This window comes from Acuticoccus sp. I52.16.1, assembly GCF_022865125.1.
Classification (GTDB): domain Bacteria; phylum Pseudomonadota; class Alphaproteobacteria; order Rhizobiales; family Amorphaceae; genus Acuticoccus.
Genome location: NZ_CP094828.1, coordinates 2,705,339 through 2,728,432, shown reverse-complemented (window position 1 = coordinate 2,728,432; position 23,094 = coordinate 2,705,339). Strand labels below are relative to the sequence as shown.

Genomic DNA, 23,094 nt, shown 5'->3' with positions numbered 1-23,094 from the left:
GCGGAGGCGTCCAGTACGAACCTTTGGGCGGAGACGACTGTAGATCGAATGTGCCGGCGGTGGCACCGGCACCGGATGCCTTTGGGCAATGGCCGCGCGCCCGGCGATGGGCGCGCGGCCAGCGGGCGCCGGAGCGCCCGGACCGTCAGTTTTTGTGTGTGCTGTGGCTCGCGCCGCCGTGGTTCGCGCCACTGTGATTTGCGGCGGGGGTCGGCGCGGCGGCGCCCATCGGCGCGACGGTCATCATCACCTCGATGGTGCCGGCCTTCTCGAAGGTCAGTGTGAGCGGGACCGCGACGCCCTTGTTCGGCGCGTCGCCGAGGCCCATCAGCATGATGTGGTAACCACCCGGCGTCAGCGCGACGGTGCTCCCGGCGGGGATCTCCAGCCCCCCGTCGACCTCGGCCATCGTCATCACACCGTCCGCCATCTTCATCTCGTGCACCTCGAAGCGGTCGGCGAAGGGGACCGTTCCGCCCATCAGGCGATCCGCGCTGTCGCCCGCGTTGGTGACGGTCACGTAGGCGCCGGCGACGTTGGCGCCCGGCGGGGGCTGGCGCATCCAGGCGGTGGCCACGGTGAGATCGCCCACCGTCGCCTCGGCCGGCACGGCGCCGGGGGCTTCGTGCCCGGCATGGCCGGCGTGGTCGGCCTTGGCGCCGGCGGCGACCGTCAGCACCGGGGCGGGATGCGCGAGGTCGTGAGGGTCGGCGCCGGGCGCTGCGACCTCGGTCCAGGCAACCTCGCCGTCGGCGCAGGTCTGCACCGCCTTGAACGGCAGCTGCGTGCCGGGCGCGAAGCCGGTGACACGGCCGCGCACGACGAACTCGTCGTAGTGGCCATCGTCCAGGCTGCCGTCGCTCCAGCGGACCTCGGTGACGCCCTCGGAGACCTGGTCGCCCCACAGCGTGTAGGTCTTGGCGAAGGGGGCCTTCACGGTCTCCAAGGTCCAGCCGGCCTTCGGCATGGGCTTGGCGTCGATGAAGCCCTCGGGCAGGACGACGGTGAAGGTTCGGGTCGCCTGCCCGTCGCAGCCGTGCGGCACGCGAAAGATGGCCTTGTAAGTCGAGTTGGCGGGCGCCTCCCCCACCTCGAGGCTGACGTGGGCGAACGCCGCGAGCGGCATAGACAAGAGCGCGGCCGCCGCCGTCGCCCCACCGAGAAGACGGGTCATCATGGTCATGTTATCTGTCCTGAATTGAGCGTGCGAGGATGCGATGCGCGGGCGGAACCGCCGCGCATGCATCGTTGCGGGTCGTCATTCAGGCCAGGGGCGGGGCGCGGATGCGCTTGTGGCTGGGCGCGCTCGCGGCGACAAGCGGAGCGGAGAGGCCCGGCAGGCTGCTGCGGGGACACGGCGCGCCGCGCGTCGGCGCGACGACGGCCGCGGGCACGAGGCCCATCGCGGCGGTGAAGCAGCAACTCTGGAAGTGCGTGCGGTCGCCGGCGCCGCCGCCGTCGTCGCTGCTGCCGGTGGGCGCCGCGCCGTGGCACAGGGCGGTCGACGGATGGTCCGCACCGAAGCTCGCCACCGGGGCGAGGTGGTTGGCGAGCAGCAGCAACGCGCAGAGCGCGACGAGAGGCGACCGCAGCGCCCGCAGCGCTTGCGGCACCGATGCCCGCCAGGGGCCGCCGGATGCCATCGACTTCGCCATCGCGCTCTCCATAGAGGCTGCCGACGGCGTTGTCGCGGGCGAAAACGTCGCCAGAGGGTCAGGCCCGGAAGGTCGCCTCCGCCTGCATGGCGAGCAGGCCGCCCGGCCCGCGTGCCCAGAGCGCGAGTTCACTGTCATTGTCCCGCGCTTCCAGATGGAACGGCGCATCGCAGAAGAGCGGCGCCATACCGCGGAAGGAGAAGGTCGCGAGGCGCTCGTGCGGACGGCAGCGGGCGGCGAGTCCCTGCAGCAGTGTCGCCGTCAGCGGTCCGTGAACGACGAGGCCGGGATACCCCTCCTCCCCCATCGCGTAGGGCCGGTCGTAGTGGATGCGGTGCCCGTTGGCGGTCAACGCCGAATAGCGGAACAGGAGCACGGGGTCGGGCGCGACCTCCTCGGACCACGTCGCGTCGTCCGGCGCGGGCTTGCCCTGCGGCGCGGCGGTGCCGGGCGCGGCGGGGGGCTGGGCCTCGCGGTAGACGATGTCCTGCTCCTCCTCGATGCACAGCGTCCCCTCGTGGTGGACGCGGTGCGCGACGGTGACGAACACGAGCCGCCCGCTGCGGCCGTCCTTGGTCGCCACGTCGCGGATGGTGCTCTCACGCGTCGCCTGAACGCCGATGGGGAGCGGCGCGTGGTAGGTGAGCCGCCCGCCGGCCCACATGCGCCGCGGCAAGCCGGCGTCGGGCAGGAAGCCGCCGCGCCTGGGGTGACCGTCGCGGCCCAGCGCACCGCGGCGGACGAACGGGTTGAAGTACAGCCAGTGCCAGCCGGGCGGCAACTCGCGCGCCGGCGGATCGACGTCGAGCGTGGCGGCGAGCGCAGCGACGCGGTCGGCCGCGATCAGGTCGTGGCCGGTCTCGGTGCGGCCGATGGCGGCGACCGGATCCTCGCTCGGCGCAAAGGTCGTGTCAGGCATGGTGGGATCCGTCGGTCAGTGGATGATCTCGCGGTCGACGAGGGCCGTGATCGCCGCTTCGCTGAGACCGAGCAGGTCGCCGAAGACGTAGGCCTCGTGCTCGCCGAGCTTGGGGGTGCCGCGGTCTAAGGCGGGCGCGTCGCAGCCGGTCACGCGGGCCGGTCGGCCGACGGCGGCCCGCACCGCCCCACCGTCCTCGGTGACGTCGACGATCGTCCCGCGGTGGCGCATGTGGGCGTCCTGCGCGACGTCGCGCGCGGTGAACGACAGGTGCGCGGGGACGCCGGCCCGCTGCAGGCGCGCAACGGCGTCGTCGGGATCCTGGCCGGCGCACCAGGCGGCGACGATCCGGCTCAGGGCGTCGCGGTTGGCGTGCCGGTCCGCCTGGGTGGCGAGGTGCGGGGCGGCGAGGTCCGTCCGGCCCATCACGCCCAGCAGCGCCTGCCACTGCACATCGCACCCCACCGAGAGGCTCAGCCAGCGGTCGGGCGTGGCGGTCGCGAAAAGGCCGTGCGGGGCGCGGCGGTGGTCGTCGTTGCCGATGCGCTCCGGGGCGATGCCGGCGGCGGCGGCCAGCAGCGTCTCGCCGATCACCGCCGAGGCGACCTCTCGCGCGGCGACGTCGACATGCGCGCCGCGTCCGGTGCGGCGACGCTGGTGCAATGCGGCGACGGTAGCGGCGGCCGCGTTCATGCCGACCGAATGGTCCATCACGTGGCGCATCTCGACGGGCGGGCCGTCGGGATAGCCCGTCATGGTGCCGAGCCCGCCCCAGGCGCCGAACAGCGGAGCGTAGCCGGCGAAGTGCGAGTCCGGGCCGCTCTGGCCGGAGGAGGAGATCGACACCATGACGATGTCGGGCTTCACTGCCGCCAGCGCCTCGTAGCCGAGGCCGAGTCGGTGCATCACCCCGGCGCGGAAGCTCTCGGCCGCGACGTCCGACACCGCGACGAGCCGCTTGGCGAGGTCGACGCCCTCGGCCTTCTTCAGGTTCAGCCGGATGGAGAGCTTGTTGGCGGAGACCTGGTCGAACGTCGCCGCGCCGGCCCGGCCATAGACCGTGTGCGGCTTGCGGAAGATGTCCGGCCGCAGCGCGGTCTCGATCTTGATGCACTCCGCCCCCATCAGCGACAGCATGTGCGTCGAGAAGGGGCCCGCCGCATGCACCGTGAAGTCGGCGATGCGGATGCCTTCGAGCGGTCTCATGCGCTGATCCTCCGGGCGCTTTGCGGCCTCGCCCGATCCACCAGGGCCTGGTCCGCGCCGAGCTGCGGCGGACCGCTAGACAGGGCGAGCGGCTCGGGACCGAAGCGGAACGGCGCGGTCTGCATCGGGAGCGTGCCGACGCCGTCGATCGCGACGTCGCCGAAGAGCCGGCGCGCCTCCTCGTGCGGGTCGGCGAGAACGTCGCCGGGGGTGTTGTAGGGGGCCATCGGCACGCCCAGCCGCTGGGCGCGCGCCACCAGCGCGCCGACCGGGTGGGCACGGGCCCAGGCGCGGATGCGCTCGTTGATGTCGGCGCCGCGGGCGCTGCGGTGGGCCGGGTCGTCCATCCCCGGGGCGGTGGCCCAGGCGGGGCGGTCCATCAACTCCACCAGCGCGGACCATTGCCGCTCCTCCAGCGTCAACAGCTCGACGAAGCCGTCGGCGCACTCCACCACGCCGCCGTAGCGGAAATTGCGCTCGTGACGATGCTCCAGCGACCCGTCGCCGAGGCGCTGGACGGCGAAGCAGCCGATGGCCACGTTGGCGTCCTGCACCGAGACGTCGACGCCGCGCCCGCCGCCGGCCCACAGCGCCGCGAGGCCGGTGAAGACGGCGGTCACGCCGCCCTGCATCTGCGCGAAATACCCGGCGACCTTGAGCGGCGGCCGATCCGGGAAGAGGTCGACCGAAAGGCCGTTGGGGAGGAGGAAACCCTCCCCGCCCGCGTGCACGAGGTTGATCTCCTCGCCAGCCCAGCCCGCCTTCGGCCCGCTGGCGCCGAAGGGGAGCACCGAGAGGTGGACGAGGCCCGGATGGTGGGCGGCGACGGCGGGTTCGTCGAGACCCAGCGCGGGACGCTCGGCGAGCGGGGTGTCGTCGATGAAGATGTCGGCCGCGGCGAGCAGCGTGGCGAGATCGCCCCGCCCGGCCGGGGTCGCGAGGTCGAGGACGACGCTGCGCTTGCCGACCGCGTGGTAGGCGAAAAGGGCGCTGACGCCCTCCTCGTGGTCGAGGAAGGGGGGCTCGCGCCGCAGCGCGGAACCCTCGGGCGGCTCGACCATGACGACCTCGGCGCCCATCGCGGCGAGAAGCCGGCCTGCGTACGCGGCGGCGACACTGCGCGCGTGCTCGACCACGGTGATGCCGGTGAGGGGCTTGTCGGTCGACATGGCTCCGCCGTCCCTCAGCGCACGACGGGCAGTTCGAGATCGAGGTCCGCCCCGTCGAAGTGCACCGGAATGTTGGGGTCGCGCGACGGCAGGACGACGGTCGCGAGGCCAGGCGTGGTGATCTCGCCCCGCTGGTTCTCGCCCCAGATCTCGAGGTCGACCAGCGCGTGGCCGTCCTTGACGTACTTCTTCGTCACCTTGCCCTTGCACCAGGTGCAATCGCCCATGGTGTTGAACCGGCGCATCTCGGTGCGCACGCGCTTCAGGAAGGCGGCGTCGCCCATCCAGTTGGTGACGAGCGAGGCCATCCACGAGGAGCGCTGCGGGCCATAGTCGTAGACGCCCGGCACGCCGACCTCCTTGGCGGTCGACTCGCGGTGATGGCCGATCCCGGTGTACTCGATGCCGCCGCCGGCCTCCGGATTGCGGAAGAAGTGGCCGGGATGCTTCATCGCCGCCTTGAAGACGACACCGTGGGTGTGGCCGCGGCCGCAGCCGACGAGGAAGCCCATCGTATCCATCAGCGAGAGCGGGCCGCGCACGATCGGGTCCAGCTCCTCGCCTTCGCGCACGTCCTCGAAGTAGCGCACGTTGGCGCCGCGCATGCGCTCGTCCTCGCGCATGATCGCCTCGTCGATCTTCTCGTACTCGTCCGGCGTGTATTCGTGGGTCTTGATGTCCTTGTACTTGCCGGCGTCGCGGGCGGCCTTGCGCTCGTGGCGGGTGCAGGTGCCGAGGCCGCGGGCGACCAGCTCGCCGCGCTGATTGGTGTAGCTCGCCTCGACGTATTGCAGGACGAGCCGGCCGGAGAACTTCGATTCCTTCTCCTCCACGCCGACCACGCGCTCGATGGCGCTGATGCGGTCGCCGGGGCGGATGTGGCGGAACAGCTCCCAGTCGTTGCCGGCGTAGAAGCCGTGGACGCCGGGGAGGCCCCAGCGGGTGCGGCCGATCCAGCCGAACGCCATCGGGAACATCGGGTGGGCGAGCTGGGTGCCGTAGCGCGACTGCCGCCCGTACTCGAGGTCGCGATAGAGCGGGTTGAGATCGCCGATGCCGTTGCACCAGTTGCGCAGCGTGTCGGTGGTGGCGTCCTGCAGATAAGGGCCTTCGGGGCGCAGTTGCAGGCCGATCATGTCACGCGCCTTGGCGATGGCCTCGTCGGTGATCTTGCCTTCGGCGGGGGCGGCGCCGACGTCGTGCTTGGGCTTCTCTACGGTGTCGAGGGTGGTCAAGGCGGGTCACTCCGGTGAGCGTTGGCGTGTCATGGGGTCGTCCGGTGTCGCGCGAGGCGCGTCCGCCGGTTCGGCGGGCGAGCGCGGGAGGCTCGTGCGGCGCCGCAGATGTCTTGATATAGAATGCATTCTTTATAAGAGGCGTCAATGCCGCCGTGACGCTATATTCCCCACATCATTCTCTCATTTCAGCGGACTTTCTGCGAACTTCCCGGTCGCAGGGCCATGGGTGCGCTCGGCAGCGCGCCCATACGATGCATCATTTTGGGGGCCGTCAGATATCGAAGCCGGCGGCGGTGCTGACGGTCGCGTAGCGCTTCAGGCCGGACATGGCGTGCTCGTGCTCCTCCGCCGTCGCGCCGGCGCAGCAGTCCTCCAGGAGCACGCAGGCATAGTCGCGGTCATGCCCCTCGCGCACGGCCGCCGAGACGACGCCGTTGGTGGAAACACCCGCCAGCACCAGCCGGTCGATCGCGTTGGCGCGCAGAAGGGGTTCCAGCTTGGTCGCGTAGAACGGGCTGACACGGTGCTTGACGATATCGGGATCCCCCTCCTGCGGCGCGAAGTCGGCGAAGACCTCGGTGCCCCAGGTGCCGAGCTTGAAGAGCCCGTTGTCCCGCGCCTTGGAGAAGACCGGCGACTCGGGCGGGCACTCGCGGTAGTCCGGCGAGAAGCCGACGCGAACGTAGCCGACCAGCATGCCCGCGGCGCGTGCCCGCGCGATGGCGGTCTTGGTCGCCTCGTAGACGCCGCGCTCCTGCATCAGCACGGCATAGGTCTTCGCCCCGGCGCCCTCCGGGTGGACGAGGTCGTTCATCATGTCCATGACGAGCAGGATCGAGTTCGTCGTCATTCACGGCTCCAATCGTGTGAAAGTGGCGCGGGGGCGCGTGGAGGAGCCGTCAGCCCGCCCTAACGGGCGTAGCTCGACTTGAATTCCTCCCAGCCCGCGCGGATGTGCGTGCGCAGCGCGGCGATCATCGCCGCTTCGTCGCGCGCGATGATCGCGCGCAGCATCTCGCGGTGCTCGTCCGAGGCCCGGCCGATGCGCGATTCCACCTTGTTGATGAGGTCGAACGGGTAGCGCGCCCAGAGCGTCCGCACGAAACGCAGGGTCATCGGCAGCTCGGCGGCGAGGTAGATGATCTCGTGAAAGCGGTAGTTGATGCCGCGCACCGCGTCCTTGTCGCCGCGCTCCGATGCCGCCTCGATCTCGGACTGGAGGCCGGTCAGCTCCGTCAGTGCCTGCTGGTCGAGCCGGTCCAGCGCCCGCAGCGCCAGCTTGCACTCCAGCGTCACGCGCAGGTCGACGATCTCCTCGGTCGCATTGATGTCGAACTCGGCGACGATCGCGCCCTTGTGTGAGGAGGCGTGGACGAAGCCCTCCGCCTCCAGGAGCTTGATCGCCTCGCGAACGGGTGTGATGCTGGTGCCGATCGCCGCCGCGATCTCGGCCTGCTTCAGCTTCGAGCCGCGCGGAAGGCGCCCGGAGATGATCCCCTCGCGCAGATAGTCCGCAACCCGCTCCTCCTTGGTTTGATGCATCATGCGTTCGTGTTCCTCTTGCCGAACGCCTGTCATAGCCTGAACCGGCGGCTTTCGTGCAATCCGTCATCTGGCGCCGCCCCCAGTCGTGCATTTCGGGGCGAGGTCCACCCGCACGGCCGTCCCGTCGAGATCGGGCCGCGAGGCGGGGTAGCGCGTCACCACGAGCGGATCGTGCGCCGGCACCACATGGTCGTCACTGTCGGCGAGGGCGCGGATGGTCTCGTGACCGGCGATCATGTCGGCCGAGCTGACCACCACCGCGAACGGCACACCGCGCTCGTACTCCTCGTAATAATGCAGCGCGTCGGAGGCGAGGACGACGAAGCCGCGCGCGGTGCGCACCCGCACCACCTCCTGCCCCTGCGCATGCCCGCCGACCCAGTGGACCGTGACGCCGTCGGCGATCTCGGCCTCGCGCCCGTGCAACGCCAGGCGGCCGGCGTGCAGAAGCTCGACGAGGCGGGTGATCTCGTCCACCTCGTAGGCCCGGCGGAACCAGGGGCGGCCCATGAAGGGGCCGGTGACGAAGGCCATCTCCTCGGCCTGCATATGGAAGTGCGCGGCCGGGAAGGCATCGAGGTGGCCGAGGTGGTCGTAATGGGCGTGGGTCAGGATCACCGTTTCCACCCGCTCCGGATCGACGCCGAGCGCGCGCAACGCGTCGACCGGGCTCGTCAGCATCGTGTGGCCGTGGCGGCGGGCTTTGTCGGGGTTCATCCCGGTGTCGACGACGATCGCGCTGTCCTCGCCGATCAGCACCCAAGAGTAGAAGTCGAGCGTCAGCGGCTCGTCGGGGCGCGCCTCCAGGATGAAGTTCTGCCCGCGTGTGCGGGTCTCGTTCACCGCGTAGCGGATGGCGTGGATCTCGTAGGTCATCGCGCTGTCGTCCGTCATTCCGCCGCCGCGGCGCCGAGGTAGGTGTCGACCGCCTGCTGGCGCGCCGCCTCGTCCTCGAGGTCGGCGGCGCGCTTGTGGCCGATCAGCCGGCCGCCGCGCAGGAAGTGGATCTCGCTCGCGAGGCGCATCGTCATGGCGAGGTTCTGCTCCACCAGGAGGATGGCGAGGTCGCCCTCGTCGCGGATGGCGGCCAGCCGATCGAACACGCGCCGCACCAGCAGCGGGGCGAGGCCGAGGGACGGCTCGTCGAGCAGGAGCAGCCGCGGCCCGGCCATGAGGCCCCGGCCGATCGCCAGCATCTGCTGCTCGCCGCCCGACAGCCGCCAGGCGCCGCCGTTGGCCTTGTCCGCGATCTCGGGGAAGAGGCCGAGCACCATGTCGAGCCGCCGCCGACGCTCCTGGCCGGCGAGCGCGTAGCCGCCCAGCACGAGGTTCTCGCGAACCGTCAGCTCGCCGACGATCTGCCGCCCCTCCGGCACGTAGACGATACCGCGCGCGACCCGGTGGCGCGCGGCGAGTGTCTCGATCCGCTCGCCGTCGAACCTCATCGCGCCGCGGCCGCGGATGAGGCCGGCGACCGCCTTCATGATCGACGATTTGCCCGCGCCGTTGGCCCCCAAGAGGGCCACGACCGTGCCCGGCGCGACCGAGAACGAGACGTCCTCGACCGCCTGCGCGTTGGCGCCGTAGAAGACCGAGAGATTCTCGACGGCCAGAAGCTCACTCATCGTCGGTCCCCAGGTAGATGCGTTGCACGTCCGGGTCCTTTTGGATCGCCGCCGGCGGCCCGCAGGCGACGAAGGAACCGAAGTTGAGGACGTAGATCCGGTCGCAGATCGACATCACGAGGTCCATGTCGTGCTCGACGACGACCATCACGAGGTCCGGCGCGGCGAGGCGGCGCAGCGCCCGCGTGAGGTCCCGCGTCTCGGAGGTGTTGAGCCCGGCGGCGGGCTCGTCGAGGAGCAGCACGGACGGCTTGCCGACGATGGCGCGGGCGATCTCGACCAGGCGCTGCGTGCCGGGGGGCAGCGCGCCGGGCATCTGGTCCGCGACCCCGTCGAGGCCCAGCTCCGCCAGCGCGGCGAGGGACTTCTGCTGCATCTCGCGCCGCTCGGCCCGGCCGCGGGCGAGCGGCAGGAAGGCCGACAGCCAGCCGGCGTGATAGTTGCGTGCCAGACCCATCATGACGTTCTCGACCACCGAGAGGTCGGGACAGAGCGCCACGGTCTGGAAGCTGCGCACCACGCCCTTCTGCGCCCGCTCGGCCGGGGCGAGCCCGTCGAGCGGATCGCCGGCGTAGCGGATGGTGCCGGAATTGGGCCGGTAGGCGCCGGTGAGGCAGTTGAAGAGGCTCGTCTTGCCCGCACCGTTGGGGCCGATGAGGCCGGTGATCTCGCCGGCGCGGAACTCGACGTCGAGCCCCTGCAACACCTTGATGCCACCGAAGGCGAGCGCGACCTTCTCGCCGACGAGCGAACGGGGGGCGGCGGTCATGACGCCCCTCCCGAGCGGCGCATCAGGGCACCGAGGCGGGGGGCGAAGTGGCCGGCGAGGATCACCGCCAGCAGCGCCACGCCGTACATCACCGGGATCCACGCCCCGTTGGCCGACAGGAACTGCGGGATCAGCGTCAGGAAGGCACCGCCGATCAGCGCGCGCGGCAAGGTGAGGCCGTAGACGCTCACCACCGAGCCGACGAGGAGGAAGATCGACGTCCACAGGGTGAAGCCGCTCGGCGACACGGTGGAGCTGGCGAAGGCGAGGACCGCCCCGGCGAAGGCGGCGACGCCGCAGCTGATCCCCATCACCGCGACACGCGCCCAGACCCGGCGGGTGCCGAAGGCGTCGGCCGCGTCGGGATGGGTGCGGGCGAGCAGCATCGCCATGCCCTGGCGCGAGCGGCGCAGCTGCGTCAACGCCGCGGCCACCGCGACGAGCGCGATCAGCGGCACATAATAGCGCTGGAGCGACATCGGCACGGCCGGCACCACGGGCTCGGCGACATAGAGCCCCTGGTATCCGCCGGTCCAGGTGGCGGTGTTGTTGATCAGCTCCGGCAAAGCGAGCGCCAGCGCCATCGTCGACACCGCGAGGTAGATGCCGGAGATGTTACGCGAGGGCCAGGCGAAGGCGATCCCGCTGACGACGCCGAGCGCGACGCCGACCGGCAGCGAGACGAGGAGCGACACCCCGAGCCGCTGCTCCATGATGGCGACCGTGTAGGCGCCGACCGCGGCGAAGAAGCCGTGCCCGATCGAGACTTCGCCGCCGTAGCGCACCAGCACCGAGACCGAGAGCACCGCCAGCGCGTTGGCGAAGGTGATGCCGAGCGCATAGGTCCACGACCCCTGCAGCACGAGCGGCAGCGCCGCCAGCACGAGGACCACGAGCACCGTCCCCGCCCGTGACAGCAGCGCCCCGAGAGGCATCGCGACCGGGCCGCGGGCGGGCGCGGGCGCGGGGGCGAGCGCGTCAGACACGCGTGCCTCGCACCGGCGCCAGGATCCCGTTGGGGAAGGCGTTCAGCGCCACGAGGATGACGACGAGCAGGAAGGTGCTCGAGTACTCGGGCGAGACGTAGAAGGTGAAGAGGTTCATGAGGATCCCGATCAGGATACCGCCGATGAGGCTGCCGGGGAGGCTCGCGAAGCCGCCGACCACCGCCGCGGCGAACGCTTGCAGCATGAAGGCGGCGACGGTGGTCGCGCTGAGGAAGGTCGTCGGCACGATGAGGAGCGCCCCCACCACGCCGAGCGCCGCCGCCACGACCCAGGCGAACACGTGGACCCGCGCGAGGTTCAACCCGCACACCTCGGCCGCGAAGGGGTTGGCCGAGATCGCCCGGAAGGCGATGCCGAGCTTGGTGAAGTCGATGACGATGAAGAGCGCGCCGATCGTCACCACCGCGACCGAGAGCACGGTGAGATCGTAGCCGGTGATGCGCAGGCCCAGCACCGAGGTCGCGAACCGCGGGACCGGCAGGTCGAGGCTGACGATATCGGCCCCGAAGAGGAGCAGCGTCGCGCCCTGGACGATGAGGCCGACGCCGAGCGTGGCGATGGTGGCGGTGAGATCCGACCCCTGGATGAGCGGGGAGATGACGGCGTAGGTGAGGAAGGCGATCACCACCACGCAGACCGCCGCGAACAGCACCGCCGCCCCCCACGAGAGCGACAGGAGCGCGCCGGACGAGAAGCCGTAGACGAGGAAGGCGGCGAACCCGGCGACGTTGCCGTGGCTGAAGTTCACCACCCGCGAGCACTTGAAGATCATCACCAGCCCCAGCGCGCCGAGCGCATAGAGGCAGCCGGTGACGATGCCCGACCAGACCAGCGGAAAGAGGTCGTAGGCGAGGCTGTCGAAGAAGGCGGTCATGTCGCCGGCTCCGTCGTCGGCGCGTCGGCGAAGGTGCCGTCCTCGACGAGGCGGATGACGCCGGGGAAATAGCGCCCGCCGAGCCCCGCCGCGACCGCCGCCTCGTAGTACTTGCGCACCGTCTCGGCCGCGCGGATCGGCACGCCGGTCTCCTGTGCCAGCTCGAAGACGTAGCCGATGTCCTTCAGTACGTATTCGGGCGGGAACGACTTCTCCGGAAAGTCGCGCGGGAGCATCGCCTTGCGGGCGTGATTGCGCAGCGCGAAGCTGTCGCCGGAGCCCTTGGAGACGGCCTCCAGCACCACCTCGCCGGAGACGCCGGCGCGCTCGGCGAGCACCATCATCTCGGCGATCGCGACGACGTTCTCGAACAGGAGCATGTTGTTGACGAGCTTGAGCACCTGCCCGGCTCCGACGTCGCCGCCGTGGGTGATGTCGGTCGCCATGTAGGCGAGCACCGGCTCGATCCGGGCGAAGACGTCCGGTGCGGCGCCGACCATGATGGAGAGCGCGCCCTTCTGCGCCGCCTCGCGAGTGCGGGCGACCGGCGCGTCGGCGAAGGCGATGCCGGCCGCGGCCAGCCCCTCCCCTACCGTGCGCGCGGCCGCGACCGGGGTCGTCGAAAGGTCGACCACCGTGCTGCCCGGCTTGGCGTTCGCCTTGACGGGGCCGAGCGCGACTGCCTCCACCTGCGGCCCGCCCGGGAGCGACAGCAGGACGATGTCCGCCCGGGCGGCGAGGGCCTCGACGGAGGGCATCGCCTCGGTCTCGGTGTCGGCGAGGGCGGCGACGGCGTCGGCCGACAGGTCGAAGGCGAGGACGTCGCCGGGGTGCTTGGTCGCGACGTTGCGGCACATGGGGCCGCCCATGACGCCGAGGCCGACGAATCCGATGGTGGGGTGCGCGCTCATAATGATCAATCCATCAACATGCCGCCGTTCACATCCAGAACGGTGCCGGTGATCCAATTCGATTGCGGCGAACAGAGGAAGAGGATCGCCTGGGCGATGTCTTCCGGCTGGCCGTAGCGGCCGAGCGGCACGTTGCCGTTGGCGGAGGGGGCGGCGCGCTGCGTCACCGTCTGCCACATCGGCGTCTCCACCGGCCCCGGCGCGATCACCGAGGCGTAGACGCCCTTGGCCGCGCCCGCCTTGGCGACCCACTTCATCAGCCCGTGCACCGCCGACTTGGCGGCGACGTAGGCCGGCCCCGAGGCCACACCGCCGATCTTGGCGGCGATCGAGCCGAGCGCGACGATCTTGCCGTAGCCGGCCTCGCTCATCAGCGGGAAGATCGCCCGCACCGGGTGGACGACGCCCATGAGGTTGACGTCGAGCATCGCCTGCCACTCCTCGTCGGAGCTTTCGGCGAGCGGGCGGTGCGAGATGGTGCCGGCACACAGGATCAGGATGTCGATCCTGCCGTGATCGGCCTGGACGGCGGCGACGAGGGCGTCCGTCTGCGGGATGGAGGTGACGTCGTAGCGCCGGTAGTCGATGCCGGGCCGGTCGAAGGCGACGGCGTCGGCGATGTCGGTCGCGATCACGGTGGCACCCGCCTCTGCGAGGAGGAGGGCGGTCGCCTTGCCGATGCCACCGGCCGCGCCCGTCACGAGCGCGACCTGTCCTTCGAGCCGGGGCGGCCCGCTGAGGGGTTGGAGCGTCATTGTGCTCTCCGAATAGAAAAGTGTGGCGCCTCGCGGGGTGCGAGGCGCCGGATCGCGGGATCAGTTCGCGGGGGCGTCGAAGACCACGGCCGGGTAGGGCCGGAAGTCCTTCACGAGGACGAACTCGCCGTCCTGCGCCTGGATCACGCCTTCCTGGCGCGTGCCGCGGTGGTCGCCGGGCTCGAACGAGATGCCCTGCGCACCGCCGACGGTGGCCCCGTCCAGCGTCTCGAGCGCGGCGATGAGGTTCTCACGCGTCAGCTCCTCGCCGCTGGCGAGCAGCGCCCGGAAGCCTTCGGCGAAGAGGGCCGCGTTGCTCCAGCCGTTGAGGCCGAAGACACCCACCGGATCGTCCGGATAGTACTCGCCGATCGCCTCGCGGTAGGCGGCGATGTTGTCGTCCTCGGACGACAGCGGCAGCAGCCAGGACGAGAAGTAGACGCCGTCGAGGAGGTCGCCGGCGAGCTTGAAGGTGGACGGGTCGGCGGCGAAGAAGGGGGCGAACCACTTCACGTCGAGGCCCTGCAGGTCCGCCGCCTTGAGCGCCGCGGCGAGGTTGGCGTTGGAGCCGAAGAGGACGACCGCCTCGGCGCCGGAGTTGGCGATGCGGCGGATCTGCGGTGAGAAATTGGTGGTCTTCACGTCGAACGAGACCGACTCGGCGGGCTCGATGCCGGCATCGGCCATGTAGGCGTCGAACCCGCGCTTGGCGGAGCGGCCGAGTTCGTCGTTCTCCCACAGGAGGGCGACCTTCTGAAGGCCGAGGTCCTTGACCGCGAAGTCGGCGTTGGAGGCGGCGGACCAGCCGTAATCCGGCAGCAGCGGGAAGATGTTGGCCTCAGTGAAGAACGCGCTGGCGCCGCCGATCGGGCTCACCATCGGCAGGCCGACCTCCTTGGCGTAGGGGATCACGGCGACGTTGGTGGCGGTGCCGACCGCGGCGGAGAGAGCGAAGATCCCCTCGTCCTCCACCATCTGCCGCGTCGCGGCGACGGAGCGGGCCGGCTCGTAGCCGTCGTCCTTGGTGACGTATTTCACGGTCCAGCCGTCGATGCCGCCGTTCTCGTTGAGGTTGCGGTAGAATGCATCAGCGGCGTGGGTCAGGATGGCGTAGAACGGCACCGGCCCGGTGATCGGGGTGAAGGCACCCACGGTCACGGTCTTGTTTTCGGTGTCGATTCCGGGATCCTGGGCAAAGGCCGGACCGACACCGGCACTGCAGAGCAGCGCGACTGCGGCGGCGGGCAGCCAGGATGTGCGCATTGTACGGTGTAGCACCGGTCACCTCCCATTTATGTTTTATTTCCCTGACGGTATGAGCAGGACGCGGCTCCCGTCAACAAGATTGTGCATCCTATTTTTGTTTTGGGACTCTCGGTCACGTCGCCGCGGCGATGGCCGCGCACCACGCGCCACACCCTAGCATCGCAAAACACGGCCATAAATCAGCATATTGCCGTGATATTTGGCATCGCACCCCAAGGCCTGCGCCGTGATGCGGTGCGAGTCTCGCATTGCGCGAGACAATGGATTGTGCATTTTATTCGGGAAATCGATCGACCAAAGGATGACGAGATGGTGCCTGGGATCCTCGCCGGCAAAACCGTGCTCGAACTCGGCAGCATGATCGCCGCCCCCTTCGCCGCGCATATCCTCAGCCAGCTCGGCGCCACCGTCATCAAGATCGAGCCGCCGGCCGGGGACACCACGCGCAAGCTCGTCCGCGGCGGCCCCAGCGGCACCTACATCGCCTACAGCCGCGGCAAGAAGAGCATCTGCCTGGACCTGCGCGGCGACGACGGGCAGGCGATCCTCGACCGCCTCATCGCCGGGGCCGACATCGTCCTGCACAATCTCTCGCCGGGCGCGGCGCGGCGCCTCGATGTCACCTACCAGCGGTGCGCGGCCCTCAACTCAGCCCTCGTCTACTGCCATATCAAGGGCTACGGTGAGGGGCCGCTGGCGGACGAGCCGGCCTCCAATCCCATCGCCGAGGCCGCCACCGGCGTCATGTACGCCAACCGGGTGGACGGCCGCCCCTCGCGTCTCGGCCCCTCCTATCACGACCAGTTCGCCGGCTCGTACGCGGTGATCGCCATCCTGGGCGCGCTGCTGGCCGGCGACGACCAGCCCGAACGCCGCAACCTCGATCTCGGCCTCTACGAGACCGGACTGCATGTCGCCGCGCGCGATCTCGTCGCCGTGCAGCTGAAGTCGCAGCTCCTCGGCCGGCCCGAGCAGGAACCGTCGGCGGAATTCGCCATGCCCGGCTACGGCGCCTACCGGACCGCCGACCAGCGCTGGATCTATCTCGTGATGCTGACCGACGAGCACTGGCGCCGCTTTTGCCGCGCCGCCGGCCTCGCCGAGGATCCCGACCTGGCGACGCTGCGCCAGCGCCGCCGCCAGCGCGACACGGTCGAGGCGACGGTGCGCGCGGCGGTGGAAGCCCTCCCCTTCGACGCGCTCGCCGCCCGTCTCGCCGACGCGGGCGCCGGCTACACCGAGGTCCTGTCGGCCGACCGCGTGCTGACCGTCCCCCAGGCGCGCGAGCCCAGGAAGTACGCCGAGTTCGACTTCGCCGGCTATGCCTTCGCCTCGCCCGACCTGCCGCTGCCGGCCGCAACCGGCGAAGCCGAGCCGAACCTGCCGCCGCCGCTGCTGGGCGAACACACCCGCCCCCTCCTCGCCGGTCTCGGCTACGCGGCGGCGGAGATCGACGCCTTCATCGCCGGCGGCGCCGCCCATGTGCACGACCCCGACGCCGAAGTCTGGGCCAAGCCGGCGCGCGCGGCGGAGTAGGCCCGGCACCATTTGCCTCTTGCATGGCGCGGTGCTTGCCTCCATCCGGTCTCCAGACCACGATGGAATGCCAAGTGCCCGAGACTTCCGACGCCCCTCCCTCGCCCGATCCCGCGATCGACGCGGCCCCGCTCCTCGCCGGGCTGACGATCACGCCCCGACAGCGCGCGGGCGTCGCGATGCACCTTGCGACGAGCCTCGCCGTGGCCGAGCGCATCGGCCCCGTGGGCAACGAAGCCGCGCCGACCTTCCGGCCATGACGCACGCCCCCGAACTCGCCACCGCGGCCGGGATCGCCGCCGCCGTCGCCGGCGCCCGCGTCTCGGCGCGCGAGGTCGCCGAGGCGGCGCTCGCCCGTATCGCCGCCGGCAACGACGCGCTCGGCGCCTTCACCCACGTCACCGCCGAACGCCTCCTCGCCGAGGCGGATGCGGTCGACGCCAAGGTGCGCGCCGGGGTCCCGGTGGGCCGCCTCGCCGGCGTCCCCTTCGCGGTCAAGAACCTCTACGACCTCAACGGCGTGGTGACGCTGGCGGGATCCCGGATCCAACGCGACGCGGCGCCCGCGACGGCGGACGCGGTGGTGGTGAGCCGCCTCGCCGCGGCCGGCGCGCTGACCGCCGGCGCCCTCAACATGGGCGAATACGCCTACGACTTCACCGGCGAGAACGCGCACGACGGCCCCTCGCGCAACCCGCACGACACCACGCGGATGACGGGCGGCTCCTCCGGAGGCTCCGGCGCGGCGGTGGCCGGCGGGCTGGTGCCGCTGGCGTTGGGGTCGGACACCAACGGGTCGATCCGCGTTCCCTCCGCCTTCTGCGGCATCTTCGGAATGAAGCCGACCTATGGCCGCCTGCCGCGCACCGGCACCTTCCCGTTCGTCGACAGCCTCGACCATCTCGGCCCCATGGCGCGGTGCGTGACCGATCTCGCCCTCGCCTTCGACGCGATGCAAGGCTACGACGCCGGCGACCCGGCCTGCACGCGCGACGCGCCGGCCGTCAGCGGCATGGTCGGCGTCAACGGCGCGCGGCGGGCGCTGCGCGTGGCACGCCTCGGCGGCTGGTTCCGCGGCCAGGGCGACCCGGCGACCGACGCCGCCGCCGACCGCGTCGCCCAGGCGCTCGGCGCCGGCGAGGAACTGACCGCCCAGGGCATCGAGGCCGCCCGCTCGGCCGCCTACATCATTTCCAACGTCGAGGGGGCGGCGCTGCACCTCGGCAACCTGCGCACGCGGCCGGACGACTTCGACCCGGCGACCCGCGACCGCCTGCTCGCCGGCACGCTGATTCCGGGCATCCACTACGTCCGCGCCCAGCGCGCGCGCCTCGCCTTCCGCGCCACCATGCGCGCCCTCTTCGCCGAGGTGGACGTGCTCGTCGCGCCGACGACACCGATGCGCGCCCCGGCCCTGGGCGCCACCACCACCATGATCGGCGGCGAGGAGGTGCTGTTGCGGCCCAATATCGGCATCTACACCCAGCCGATCTCGTTCGTGGGACTGCCGGTGGTGAATGTCCCGGTGCAGGTGCCGGGCGAACTGCCGGCCGGGGTGCAACTCATCGCCCCCGCCTGGCGCGAGGACCTGGCTCTCGCCGCCGCCAAGCGGCTGGAGGACGAGGGCGTGTGCGCCGCGCCCGCGGCACGAGCCGCCTGATGGAGACGACCATGGAAATCAACCGACCCGACGTCCTCGCCGAAGTCACGGCCGCGTTCGCGCGCTACGAGGAGGCGCTCGTCACCAACGACGTCGACAGCCTCGACGCCCTCTTCCGCGGGGCCGACTATACGATCCGCTACGGCGGCGGCGAAAACCTCTACGGCTTCGACGAGATCAAGGCGTTCCGCGCCGGGCGTTCGCCGGCCGGCCTCGACCGCACGCTGTCGCGCACCGTCATCACCACCTTCGGCGCCGACTTCGCGACCGCCATGACGCTGTTCCACCGCACTCCCGGCCGCATCGGACGCCAGAGCCAGACCTGGGTGCGCTTCCCCGAGGGCTGGCAGGTGGTCGCCGCCCACGTTAGCCAGATCGACGCGCCGGCCGCGTAGGCCGGCGCGCCTGCCCTACGCGTTGGCCAGGAGCCGCGGCGCCGATCGCCCCTCGATCGGCCCGCCCGCACCGTAGATGCGGCACACCACGGGCCGGAAGGCGATCGACCGTCCCACCTCGGCGGGGTGATGCGCCGGCACGTCGATCTCGACGCGCCGCACCGCGCCGTCGACCTCCAGCTCCAGCCGCCGCAGCCCCGCGATCCGCCGGCTGCCGCGCACGACGCCGGTAATCGCCTCGCGGGCGTCCCGCAACAGGTCTACCGCGTGGGGGCGGAAGTAGAGTTCCGCGGCGCCGTCGCCCGGTGCGGTCAGGCCTATCGGCCGATCGGCGAAGAACACCTCGCCGCGGCACAGCGCCACCGGCAGCGCCGACGCCTCGCCGATGAAGCCGTGCACGAAGGCGGTGGCCGGGCGGTCGTAGATCTCGTCCGGCGTGCCCACCTGCTCGATCCGGCCGCGGCTCATCACCACCACGCGGTCGGCCAGCTCCAGCGCCTCCTCCTGGTCGTGGGTGACGAAGACGGTGGTGTGGCCGGTCTGCTCGTGGATTTCGCGCAGCCAGCGGCGCAGCTCCTTGCGCACCTTGGCGTCGAGCGCGCCGAACGGCTCGTCGAGCAGCAGCACCTTGGGCTCGATCGCCATGGCCCGGGCCAGCGCCACGCGCTGCCGCTGCCCGCCGGAGAGCTGCGCCGGATAGCGCCCGCCGAGCCCGGTGAGCTGGACGAGGTCGAGGAGATCCTCGGCGCGGCGCCGCTGCTCGGCCTCGCTGGGTCGATTGCCGCGCGGGCGCACCTTCAGGCCGAAGCGCACGTTGTCGATCACGCTCATGTGGCGGAAGAGGGCATAGTGCTGGAACACGAAGCCCACCTTGCGGTCGCGCACGGAGCGCATCGCCGCATCCTCCCCGTCGAACAGGATCTCGCCGGTGGTGGGAAACTCGAGCCCCGCGATGAGACGCAGCAGCGTCGTCTTGCCCGAGCCCGACGGGCCGACGAGGGCGACGAGCTCGCCGCCGGCGATCTCCAGCGAGGCGTCATGCAGGGCAGGATAGCGGTCGAACGCTTTCGACACGGCACGGATGCTCAGGCTCATCGGGCGATCTCTCCCCTGGCCGGTCGCACGCGGCGCACCGGATGGACATGGAAGACACACGCGCTCTCGGCGCGACCTCGTCTCTCGCGCGCGCTCATGGGGCGGGCTGCGGGGAATGGGTGGCGCGCGGCTCGAGCACGGTCTTGAGAACCAGCGTCACGAGCGCCAGCAACGCCAGCAGCGAGGCCACCGCGAAGGCGGCGACGAAGTTGTACTCGTTGTAGAGGATTTCGACGTGCAGCGGCATCGTGTTGGTGAGGCCGCGGATGTGACCGGATACGACCGACACCGCCCCGAACTCGCCCATCGCCCGCGCATTGCACAGGAGCACGCCGTAGAGCAGGCCCCATTTGGCGTTGGGGAGCGTGACGTAGCGAAACGTCTGCCAGCCCGAGGCGCCGAGCGAGAGGGCCGCCTCCTCGTCGCCGGTGCCCTGGTCCTGCATCAGCGGGATCAGCTCGCGCGCGACGAACGGGAAGGTGACGAAGAGCGTCGCCAGCACGATGCCGGGCACCGCGAACAGCACCTCGACGCCGTGGCTCTTCAGGACCGGGCCCAGCACGCTGCCGGAGCCGAAGAGGAGCACGAAGACCAACCCCGCGATCACCGGCGAGACGGAGAACGGCAGGTCGATCAGCGTGATCAGGAAGGCCTTGCCGCGGAACTCGAACTTGGCGATCGCCCAGGCCGCCGCGACGCCGAAGACGCAATTGAGCGGCACGGCGATGGCGGCGACGGTGAGCGTCAAACGGATGGCGGAGATCGCGTCCGGCTCGACGAGTGCCGCGAGGTAGGCGCCGATGCCCTGGCGCAGTGCCTCGGTGAACACCGCGACGAGCGGCAGGAACAGGAAGAGGCCGAGGAAGGCGAGCGCCACGGCGATGAAGACGCCGCGCGTGGCCGCCCCCTCCGTCACCGCCGAGGGGGCGGCGAGAGGGCGCGGGCGCCCGAGGGCGAGCGTGTCACTGGCCATAGCGCGCACGGCTCCAGGCTTGAATGAGGTTGATGGCGAAGAGCATCGCGAAGGCGATCGCGAGCATCATCGTCGCCAGAGCCGTCGCCGCCGGGACGTTGAACTCCTCCAGGCGGATGACGATCAGGAGCGGTGCGATCTCCGACACGTAAGGCAGGTTGCCGGCGATGAAGATCACCGAGCCGTACTCGCCGACGCCACGCGCCAGCGCCAGCGCGAAGCCGGTGAGGATCGCCGGTGTCAGCGCCGGCAGGACGACGCGCCGCACCGTGTCGCGCCGGCCGGCGCCGAGCGAGGCGGCCGCCTCCTCCACTTCGCGGTCGATCTCGGCGATCATCGGCTGCACCGTGCGCACCACGAACGGCAGGCCGACGAAGACGAGCGCGACCACGATGCCCAGCGGCGTATAGGCGACCTTGAGCCCCAGCGCGGCGAGCGGCGCGCCGACCCAACCGGTGGGCGCGTAGATCGCCGTCAGCGCGATGCCGGCGACGGCGGTCGGGAGCGCGAAGGGAAGGTCCACCATCGCGTCGACGACGCGCCGGCCGGGGAAGCGGTAGCGCACCAGCACCCAGGCGACGAGGACGCCGAAGACGACGTTGATCAGCGCCGCGACCATTGCGGTGCCGAAGGAGAGACGCAGCGCGTCGAGCGTGCGCCGGTCCATGGCGAGGGCGGCGAACTCCGTCCACCCCAGCCCGGCCGCGTGGACGACGAGAGCCGACAGCGGGATGAGGACGACGAGGCCGAGATAGGCCAACGTGTAGCCGAACGTGAGGCCGAAGCCCGGGATCACGCTCGGCCTGCGGAACCGCCACCGCAAAGGCGCGGCGGCGGATGCGGTGGCGGCGAGTTCCATGGGTCAGCTGCCCGGCTTGTAGATCTGGTCGAACAGGCCGCCGTTGGCGAAGTGGCGCTCCTGCGCCACGTCCCACGAGCCGAACACGTCCTCGACGCGCACGCGCCGCACCTCGGGGAAGAAGGCGAGCGCCGCAGGGTCGACCGCATCGGGATTGGCGGGGCGGTAGAAGTGCTTGGCCGCCAGCGTCTGGCCCTCGGGCGAGTAGAGATACGCGAGATAGGCCTCGGCGACCTCGCGCGTGCCGTTGGCGTCGACGTTGCCGTCGACCAGCGTCACCGGCGGCTCGGCGAGGATGGAGACCGAGGGGACGACGATGTCGAAGTTGTCCTCACCCAGGTCCTGCAGGGTGAGGTAGGCCTCGTTCTCCCAGGCGAGCAGCACGTCGCCGATGCCGCGCTGGCTGAACGTCGTAGTGGCGCCACGTGCGCCGGTGTCCAGCACCGGGACGTTGCGGTAGAGGGCGGTAATGTAATCCTTCACCCTCGCCTCGTCGCCGCCATACGCCTCCAGCGCCCATATCCAGGCCGCGAGGTAGTTCCAGCGGGCACCGCCGGAGGTCTTCGGGTTCGGCGTGATGACCTCGACGCCCTTGGCGACGAGATCGTCCCAGTCGGTCAGCCCCTTCGGATTGCCCTCGCGCACCAGGAAGACGATGGTCGAGGTGTAGGGCGAGCTGGCGTTCGGCAGGCGGGCCTGCCAGTCGGCCGGGATCTTGCCGGTCACGTCGGCGATCTCGTCGATGTCGATCGAGATCGCGAGGGTGACGATGTCGGCCTCCAGCCCGTCGATGACGGAGCGCGCCTGCTTCCCGGAGCCGCCGTGCGACATGCGCACGTTCACGCGCTCTCCGGTCGCCTCCCTGTAGTGCTCGGCGAAGGCGGCGTTGAAATCTTTGTAGAGTTCGCGGGTCGGATCGTACGACACGTTGAGCAGCGTCGTGTCGGCCAGGGCCGGGACGATGGCGCCGCTGAGCGCGGACATGCCGAACGCCGTCGACAGGAGAAGAGCAGTTCGCAGACGGGGCATCAGAGCCTCCTCGATGGAATGCCCCTAAAGCCTATTTAATCGGTAGGGATTGTCAAGTTAGGCCGCGCGCGGGATCATGAACCTCGCCAACTCCTCGTCGTCGGTGCCGATCGCGTCGGCCACGGTGGCCCGGTCCAGCACCGCCCGCGTCGCGCTGGTGACGAGCTCGAACACGCGCCGGACCTCGCAGGTCGTCTCGTCGATGCAGCCCTCGCACTGGCGATAGGCGACCTTGGAGAGGCACGGCAGCGGCGCCAACGGACCGTCGACGATCCGCAGCACCTCGCCGAAGGTGATCGCGTCCGCCTTCTTCAAGAGCATGTAGCCGCCGTCCCGCCCGCGACGGCTGGCGACGATGCCGTGCCGCTTCAGCTCCAGGAGGATCTGTTCGAGGAACTTGCGCGGAATCTTGCGCTGCTCGGCGATCTGGGCGGTCGTCAGCGCGTCGTTCTCGCCGAGCTTGGCGAGGATCACGAGCGCTTTGAGGGCGTATTGGGCTTTTTGTGAGATCATCGGTCTTCGGCGCGGCTGGGGACGGCGGGGGCCATCCCCCTATATCCCAATCTGGTTGCTCGGGTTTGAACTGCCAGCTTTTCCGCCGCGCGTGG

The 23,094-nt window shown here is 70.7% G+C and carries 25 protein-coding genes; 4 read left to right on the top strand and 21 right to left on the bottom strand.

Going from position 1 to position 23,094, the window contains the following annotated elements; translation table 11 throughout:
• Positions 1-145 precede the first annotated feature (145 nt).
• From MRB58_RS12365 to MRB58_RS12290, 16 genes are all read right to left on the bottom strand, one after another.
• Positions 146-1,183, bottom strand: a complete 1,038-nt coding sequence (locus MRB58_RS12365) for a DUF1775 domain-containing protein (RefSeq protein WP_244777357.1) — start codon at positions 1,181-1,183, stop codon at positions 146-148.
• Positions 1,184-1,262: 79 nt separating this feature from the next.
• Positions 1,263-1,655, bottom strand: a complete 393-nt coding sequence (locus tag MRB58_RS12360) for a DUF2946 family protein (RefSeq protein WP_244777355.1) — start codon at positions 1,653-1,655, stop codon at positions 1,263-1,265.
• A gap of 58 nt (positions 1,656-1,713) precedes the next feature.
• Complete coding sequence (locus MRB58_RS12355; protein ID WP_244777353.1) at positions 1,714-2,574, bottom strand: MaoC family dehydratase N-terminal domain-containing protein; 861 nt, start codon at positions 2,572-2,574, stop codon at positions 1,714-1,716.
• Between the two features lie 15 nt (positions 2,575-2,589).
• Complete coding sequence (locus MRB58_RS12350) at positions 2,590-3,780, bottom strand: CaiB/BaiF CoA-transferase family protein (RefSeq protein WP_244777351.1); 1,191 nt, start codon at positions 3,778-3,780, stop codon at positions 2,590-2,592.
• Complete coding sequence (locus MRB58_RS12345; RefSeq protein WP_244777349.1) at positions 3,777-4,949, bottom strand: CaiB/BaiF CoA-transferase family protein; 1,173 nt, start codon at positions 4,947-4,949, stop codon at positions 3,777-3,779. Before MRB58_RS12345 ends, MRB58_RS12350 begins: the two co-directional genes overlap by 4 nt.
• A gap of 14 nt (positions 4,950-4,963) precedes the next feature.
• The gene (locus tag MRB58_RS12340) at positions 4,964-6,184 is read right to left on the bottom strand and encodes a MaoC family dehydratase N-terminal domain-containing protein (RefSeq protein ID WP_244777348.1); all 1,221 of its coding nucleotides are present in this window, start codon (positions 6,182-6,184) and stop codon (positions 4,964-4,966) included.
• A 274-nt stretch (positions 6,185-6,458) separates the two neighbouring features.
• Complete coding sequence (locus MRB58_RS12335; RefSeq protein WP_244777346.1) at positions 6,459-7,037, bottom strand: cysteine hydrolase; 579 nt, start codon at positions 7,035-7,037, stop codon at positions 6,459-6,461.
• Positions 7,038-7,096: 59 nt separating this feature from the next.
• A complete protein-coding gene (locus tag MRB58_RS12330; RefSeq protein ID WP_244777343.1) occupies positions 7,097-7,732 on the bottom strand; it encodes a GntR family transcriptional regulator in 636 nt (211 codons plus the stop codon).
• A 63-nt stretch (positions 7,733-7,795) separates the two neighbouring features.
• Positions 7,796-8,626, bottom strand: a complete 831-nt coding sequence (locus MRB58_RS12325; RefSeq protein WP_244777341.1) for an N-acyl homoserine lactonase family protein — start codon at positions 8,624-8,626, stop codon at positions 7,796-7,798.
• Complete coding sequence (locus tag MRB58_RS12320; protein ID WP_244777339.1) at positions 8,623-9,357, bottom strand: ABC transporter ATP-binding protein; 735 nt, start codon at positions 9,355-9,357, stop codon at positions 8,623-8,625. The genes MRB58_RS12325 and MRB58_RS12320 overlap by 4 nt, the downstream gene beginning before the upstream one ends.
• On the bottom strand, positions 9,350-10,126 hold the full coding sequence (locus MRB58_RS12315) for an ABC transporter ATP-binding protein (RefSeq protein ID WP_244777337.1): 777 nt from the start codon (positions 10,124-10,126) through the stop codon (positions 9,350-9,352). Before MRB58_RS12315 ends, MRB58_RS12320 begins: the two co-directional genes overlap by 8 nt.
• Complete coding sequence (locus tag MRB58_RS12310) at positions 10,123-11,112, bottom strand: branched-chain amino acid ABC transporter permease (RefSeq protein ID WP_244777335.1); 990 nt, start codon at positions 11,110-11,112, stop codon at positions 10,123-10,125. The genes MRB58_RS12315 and MRB58_RS12310 overlap by 4 nt, the downstream gene beginning before the upstream one ends.
• The gene (locus MRB58_RS12305) at positions 11,105-12,007 is read right to left on the bottom strand and encodes a branched-chain amino acid ABC transporter permease (RefSeq protein ID WP_244777333.1); all 903 of its coding nucleotides are present in this window, start codon (positions 12,005-12,007) and stop codon (positions 11,105-11,107) included. The genes MRB58_RS12310 and MRB58_RS12305 overlap by 8 nt, the downstream gene beginning before the upstream one ends.
• Positions 12,004-12,918, bottom strand: coding sequence for an NAD(P)-dependent oxidoreductase (locus MRB58_RS12300; RefSeq protein WP_244777331.1), 915 nt, complete (start codon positions 12,916-12,918; stop codon positions 12,004-12,006). The genes MRB58_RS12305 and MRB58_RS12300 overlap by 4 nt, the downstream gene beginning before the upstream one ends.
• A 5-nt stretch (positions 12,919-12,923) precedes the next feature.
• Complete coding sequence (locus MRB58_RS12295) at positions 12,924-13,673, bottom strand: SDR family NAD(P)-dependent oxidoreductase (protein WP_244777330.1); 750 nt, start codon at positions 13,671-13,673, stop codon at positions 12,924-12,926.
• A 60-nt stretch (positions 13,674-13,733) separates the two neighbouring features.
• Positions 13,734-14,951, bottom strand: a complete 1,218-nt coding sequence (locus MRB58_RS12290) for an ABC transporter substrate-binding protein (RefSeq protein WP_244777328.1) — start codon at positions 14,949-14,951, stop codon at positions 13,734-13,736.
• Between the two features lie 297 nt (positions 14,952-15,248).
• On the opposite strand from MRB58_RS12290, the gene MRB58_RS12285 reads away from it, so the two are divergent.
• The 4 genes from MRB58_RS12285 (at position 15,249) to hpxZ (ending at position 18,530) form a co-directional block, all read left to right on the top strand.
• On the top strand, positions 15,249-16,475 hold the full coding sequence (locus MRB58_RS12285) for a CaiB/BaiF CoA-transferase family protein (RefSeq protein WP_244777326.1): 1,227 nt from the start codon (positions 15,249-15,251) through the stop codon (positions 16,473-16,475).
• Positions 16,476-16,549: 74 nt separating this feature from the next.
• On the top strand, positions 16,550-16,735 hold the full coding sequence (locus tag MRB58_RS12280; RefSeq protein ID WP_244777324.1) for a DUF4089 domain-containing protein: 186 nt from the start codon (positions 16,550-16,552) through the stop codon (positions 16,733-16,735).
• Positions 16,732-18,135: an AtzE family amidohydrolase gene (locus tag MRB58_RS12275; protein WP_244777322.1), complete on the top strand. Its 1,404-nt coding sequence runs from the start codon at positions 16,732-16,734 to the stop codon at positions 18,133-18,135. Before MRB58_RS12280 ends, MRB58_RS12275 begins: the two co-directional genes overlap by 4 nt.
• Before the next feature lie 11 nt (positions 18,136-18,146).
• The gene (gene hpxZ, locus MRB58_RS12270; RefSeq protein ID WP_244777320.1) at positions 18,147-18,530 is read left to right on the top strand and encodes an oxalurate catabolism protein HpxZ; all 384 of its coding nucleotides are present in this window, start codon (positions 18,147-18,149) and stop codon (positions 18,528-18,530) included.
• 15 nt (positions 18,531-18,545) lie between these two features.
• Here the strand turns inward: hpxZ and MRB58_RS12265 are convergent, their stop codons facing one another.
• The 5 genes from MRB58_RS12265 to MRB58_RS12245 form a co-directional block, all read right to left on the bottom strand.
• A complete protein-coding gene (locus MRB58_RS12265) occupies positions 18,546-19,625 on the bottom strand; it encodes a sulfate/molybdate ABC transporter ATP-binding protein (RefSeq protein ID WP_244777318.1) in 1,080 nt (359 codons plus the stop codon).
• A 94-nt stretch (positions 19,626-19,719) separates the two neighbouring features.
• Positions 19,720-20,598, bottom strand: a complete 879-nt coding sequence (gene cysW / locus MRB58_RS12260) for a sulfate ABC transporter permease subunit CysW (protein WP_244777316.1) — start codon at positions 20,596-20,598, stop codon at positions 19,720-19,722.
• Entirely contained in the window at positions 20,588-21,457 is an 870-nt protein-coding gene (gene cysT, locus MRB58_RS12255) for a sulfate ABC transporter permease subunit CysT (protein ID WP_244777314.1), read from the bottom strand. The genes cysW and cysT overlap by 11 nt, the downstream gene beginning before the upstream one ends.
• A gap of 3 nt (positions 21,458-21,460) precedes the next feature.
• Positions 21,461-22,486 (bottom strand): sulfate ABC transporter substrate-binding protein, encoded by a 1,026-nt coding sequence (locus tag MRB58_RS12250; RefSeq protein ID WP_305853202.1) that lies wholly within the window; start codon positions 22,484-22,486, stop codon positions 21,461-21,463.
• 57 nt (positions 22,487-22,543) lie between these two features.
• Positions 22,544-22,999, bottom strand: a complete 456-nt coding sequence (locus MRB58_RS12245; protein WP_244777313.1) for an Rrf2 family transcriptional regulator — start codon at positions 22,997-22,999, stop codon at positions 22,544-22,546.
• Positions 23,000-23,094 lie beyond the last annotated feature (95 nt).

Bases quoted from the DNA above. Each gene is read 5' to 3' on its own strand.
- MRB58_RS12365 (WP_244777357.1), bottom strand. From the start codon at position 1,183: ATGACCATGATGACCCGTCTTCTCGGTGGGGCGACGGCGGCGGCCGCG.
- MRB58_RS12360 (WP_244777355.1), bottom strand. From the start codon at position 1,655: ATGGCGAAGTCGATGGCATCCGGCGGCCCCTGGCGGGCATCGGTGCCG.
- MRB58_RS12355 (WP_244777353.1), bottom strand. From the start codon at position 2,574: ATGCCTGACACGACCTTTGCGCCGAGCGAGGATCCGGTCGCCGCCATC.
- MRB58_RS12350 (WP_244777351.1), bottom strand. From the start codon at position 3,780: ATGAGACCGCTCGAAGGCATCCGCATCGCCGACTTCACGGTGCATGCG.
- MRB58_RS12345 (WP_244777349.1), bottom strand. From the start codon at position 4,949: ATGTCGACCGACAAGCCCCTCACCGGCATCACCGTGGTCGAGCACGCG.
- MRB58_RS12335 (WP_244777346.1), bottom strand. From the start codon at position 7,037: ATGACGACGAACTCGATCCTGCTCGTCATGGACATGATGAACGACCTC.
- MRB58_RS12330 (WP_244777343.1), bottom strand. From the start codon at position 7,732: ATGATGCATCAAACCAAGGAGGAGCGGGTTGCGGACTATCTGCGCGAG.
- MRB58_RS12325 (WP_244777341.1), bottom strand. From the start codon at position 8,626: ATGACGGACGACAGCGCGATGACCTACGAGATCCACGCCATCCGCTAC.
- MRB58_RS12320 (WP_244777339.1), bottom strand. From the start codon at position 9,357: ATGAGTGAGCTTCTGGCCGTCGAGAATCTCTCGGTCTTCTACGGCGCC.
- MRB58_RS12315 (WP_244777337.1), bottom strand. From the start codon at position 10,126: ATGACCGCCGCCCCCCGTTCGCTCGTCGGCGAGAAGGTCGCGCTCGCC.
- MRB58_RS12305 (WP_244777333.1), bottom strand. From the start codon at position 12,007: ATGACCGCCTTCTTCGACAGCCTCGCCTACGACCTCTTTCCGCTGGTC.
- MRB58_RS12300 (WP_244777331.1), bottom strand. From the start codon at position 12,918: ATGAGCGCGCACCCCACCATCGGATTCGTCGGCCTCGGCGTCATGGGC.
- MRB58_RS12295 (WP_244777330.1), bottom strand. From the start codon at position 13,673: ATGACGCTCCAACCCCTCAGCGGGCCGCCCCGGCTCGAAGGACAGGTC.
- MRB58_RS12285 (WP_244777326.1), top strand. From the start codon at position 15,249: ATGGTGCCTGGGATCCTCGCCGGCAAAACCGTGCTCGAACTCGGCAGC.
- MRB58_RS12275 (WP_244777322.1), top strand. From the start codon at position 16,732: ATGACGCACGCCCCCGAACTCGCCACCGCGGCCGGGATCGCCGCCGCC.
- hpxZ (WP_244777320.1), top strand. From the start codon at position 18,147: ATGGAAATCAACCGACCCGACGTCCTCGCCGAAGTCACGGCCGCGTTC.
- MRB58_RS12265 (WP_244777318.1), bottom strand. From the start codon at position 19,625: ATGAGCCTGAGCATCCGTGCCGTGTCGAAAGCGTTCGACCGCTATCCT.
- cysW (WP_244777316.1), bottom strand. From the start codon at position 20,598: ATGGCCAGTGACACGCTCGCCCTCGGGCGCCCGCGCCCTCTCGCCGCC.
- cysT (WP_244777314.1), bottom strand. From the start codon at position 21,457: ATGGAACTCGCCGCCACCGCATCCGCCGCCGCGCCTTTGCGGTGGCGG.
- MRB58_RS12250 (WP_305853202.1), bottom strand. From the start codon at position 22,486: ATGCCCCGTCTGCGAACTGCTCTTCTCCTGTCGACGGCGTTCGGCATG.
- MRB58_RS12245 (WP_244777313.1), bottom strand. From the start codon at position 22,999: ATGATCTCACAAAAAGCCCAATACGCCCTCAAAGCGCTCGTGATCCTC.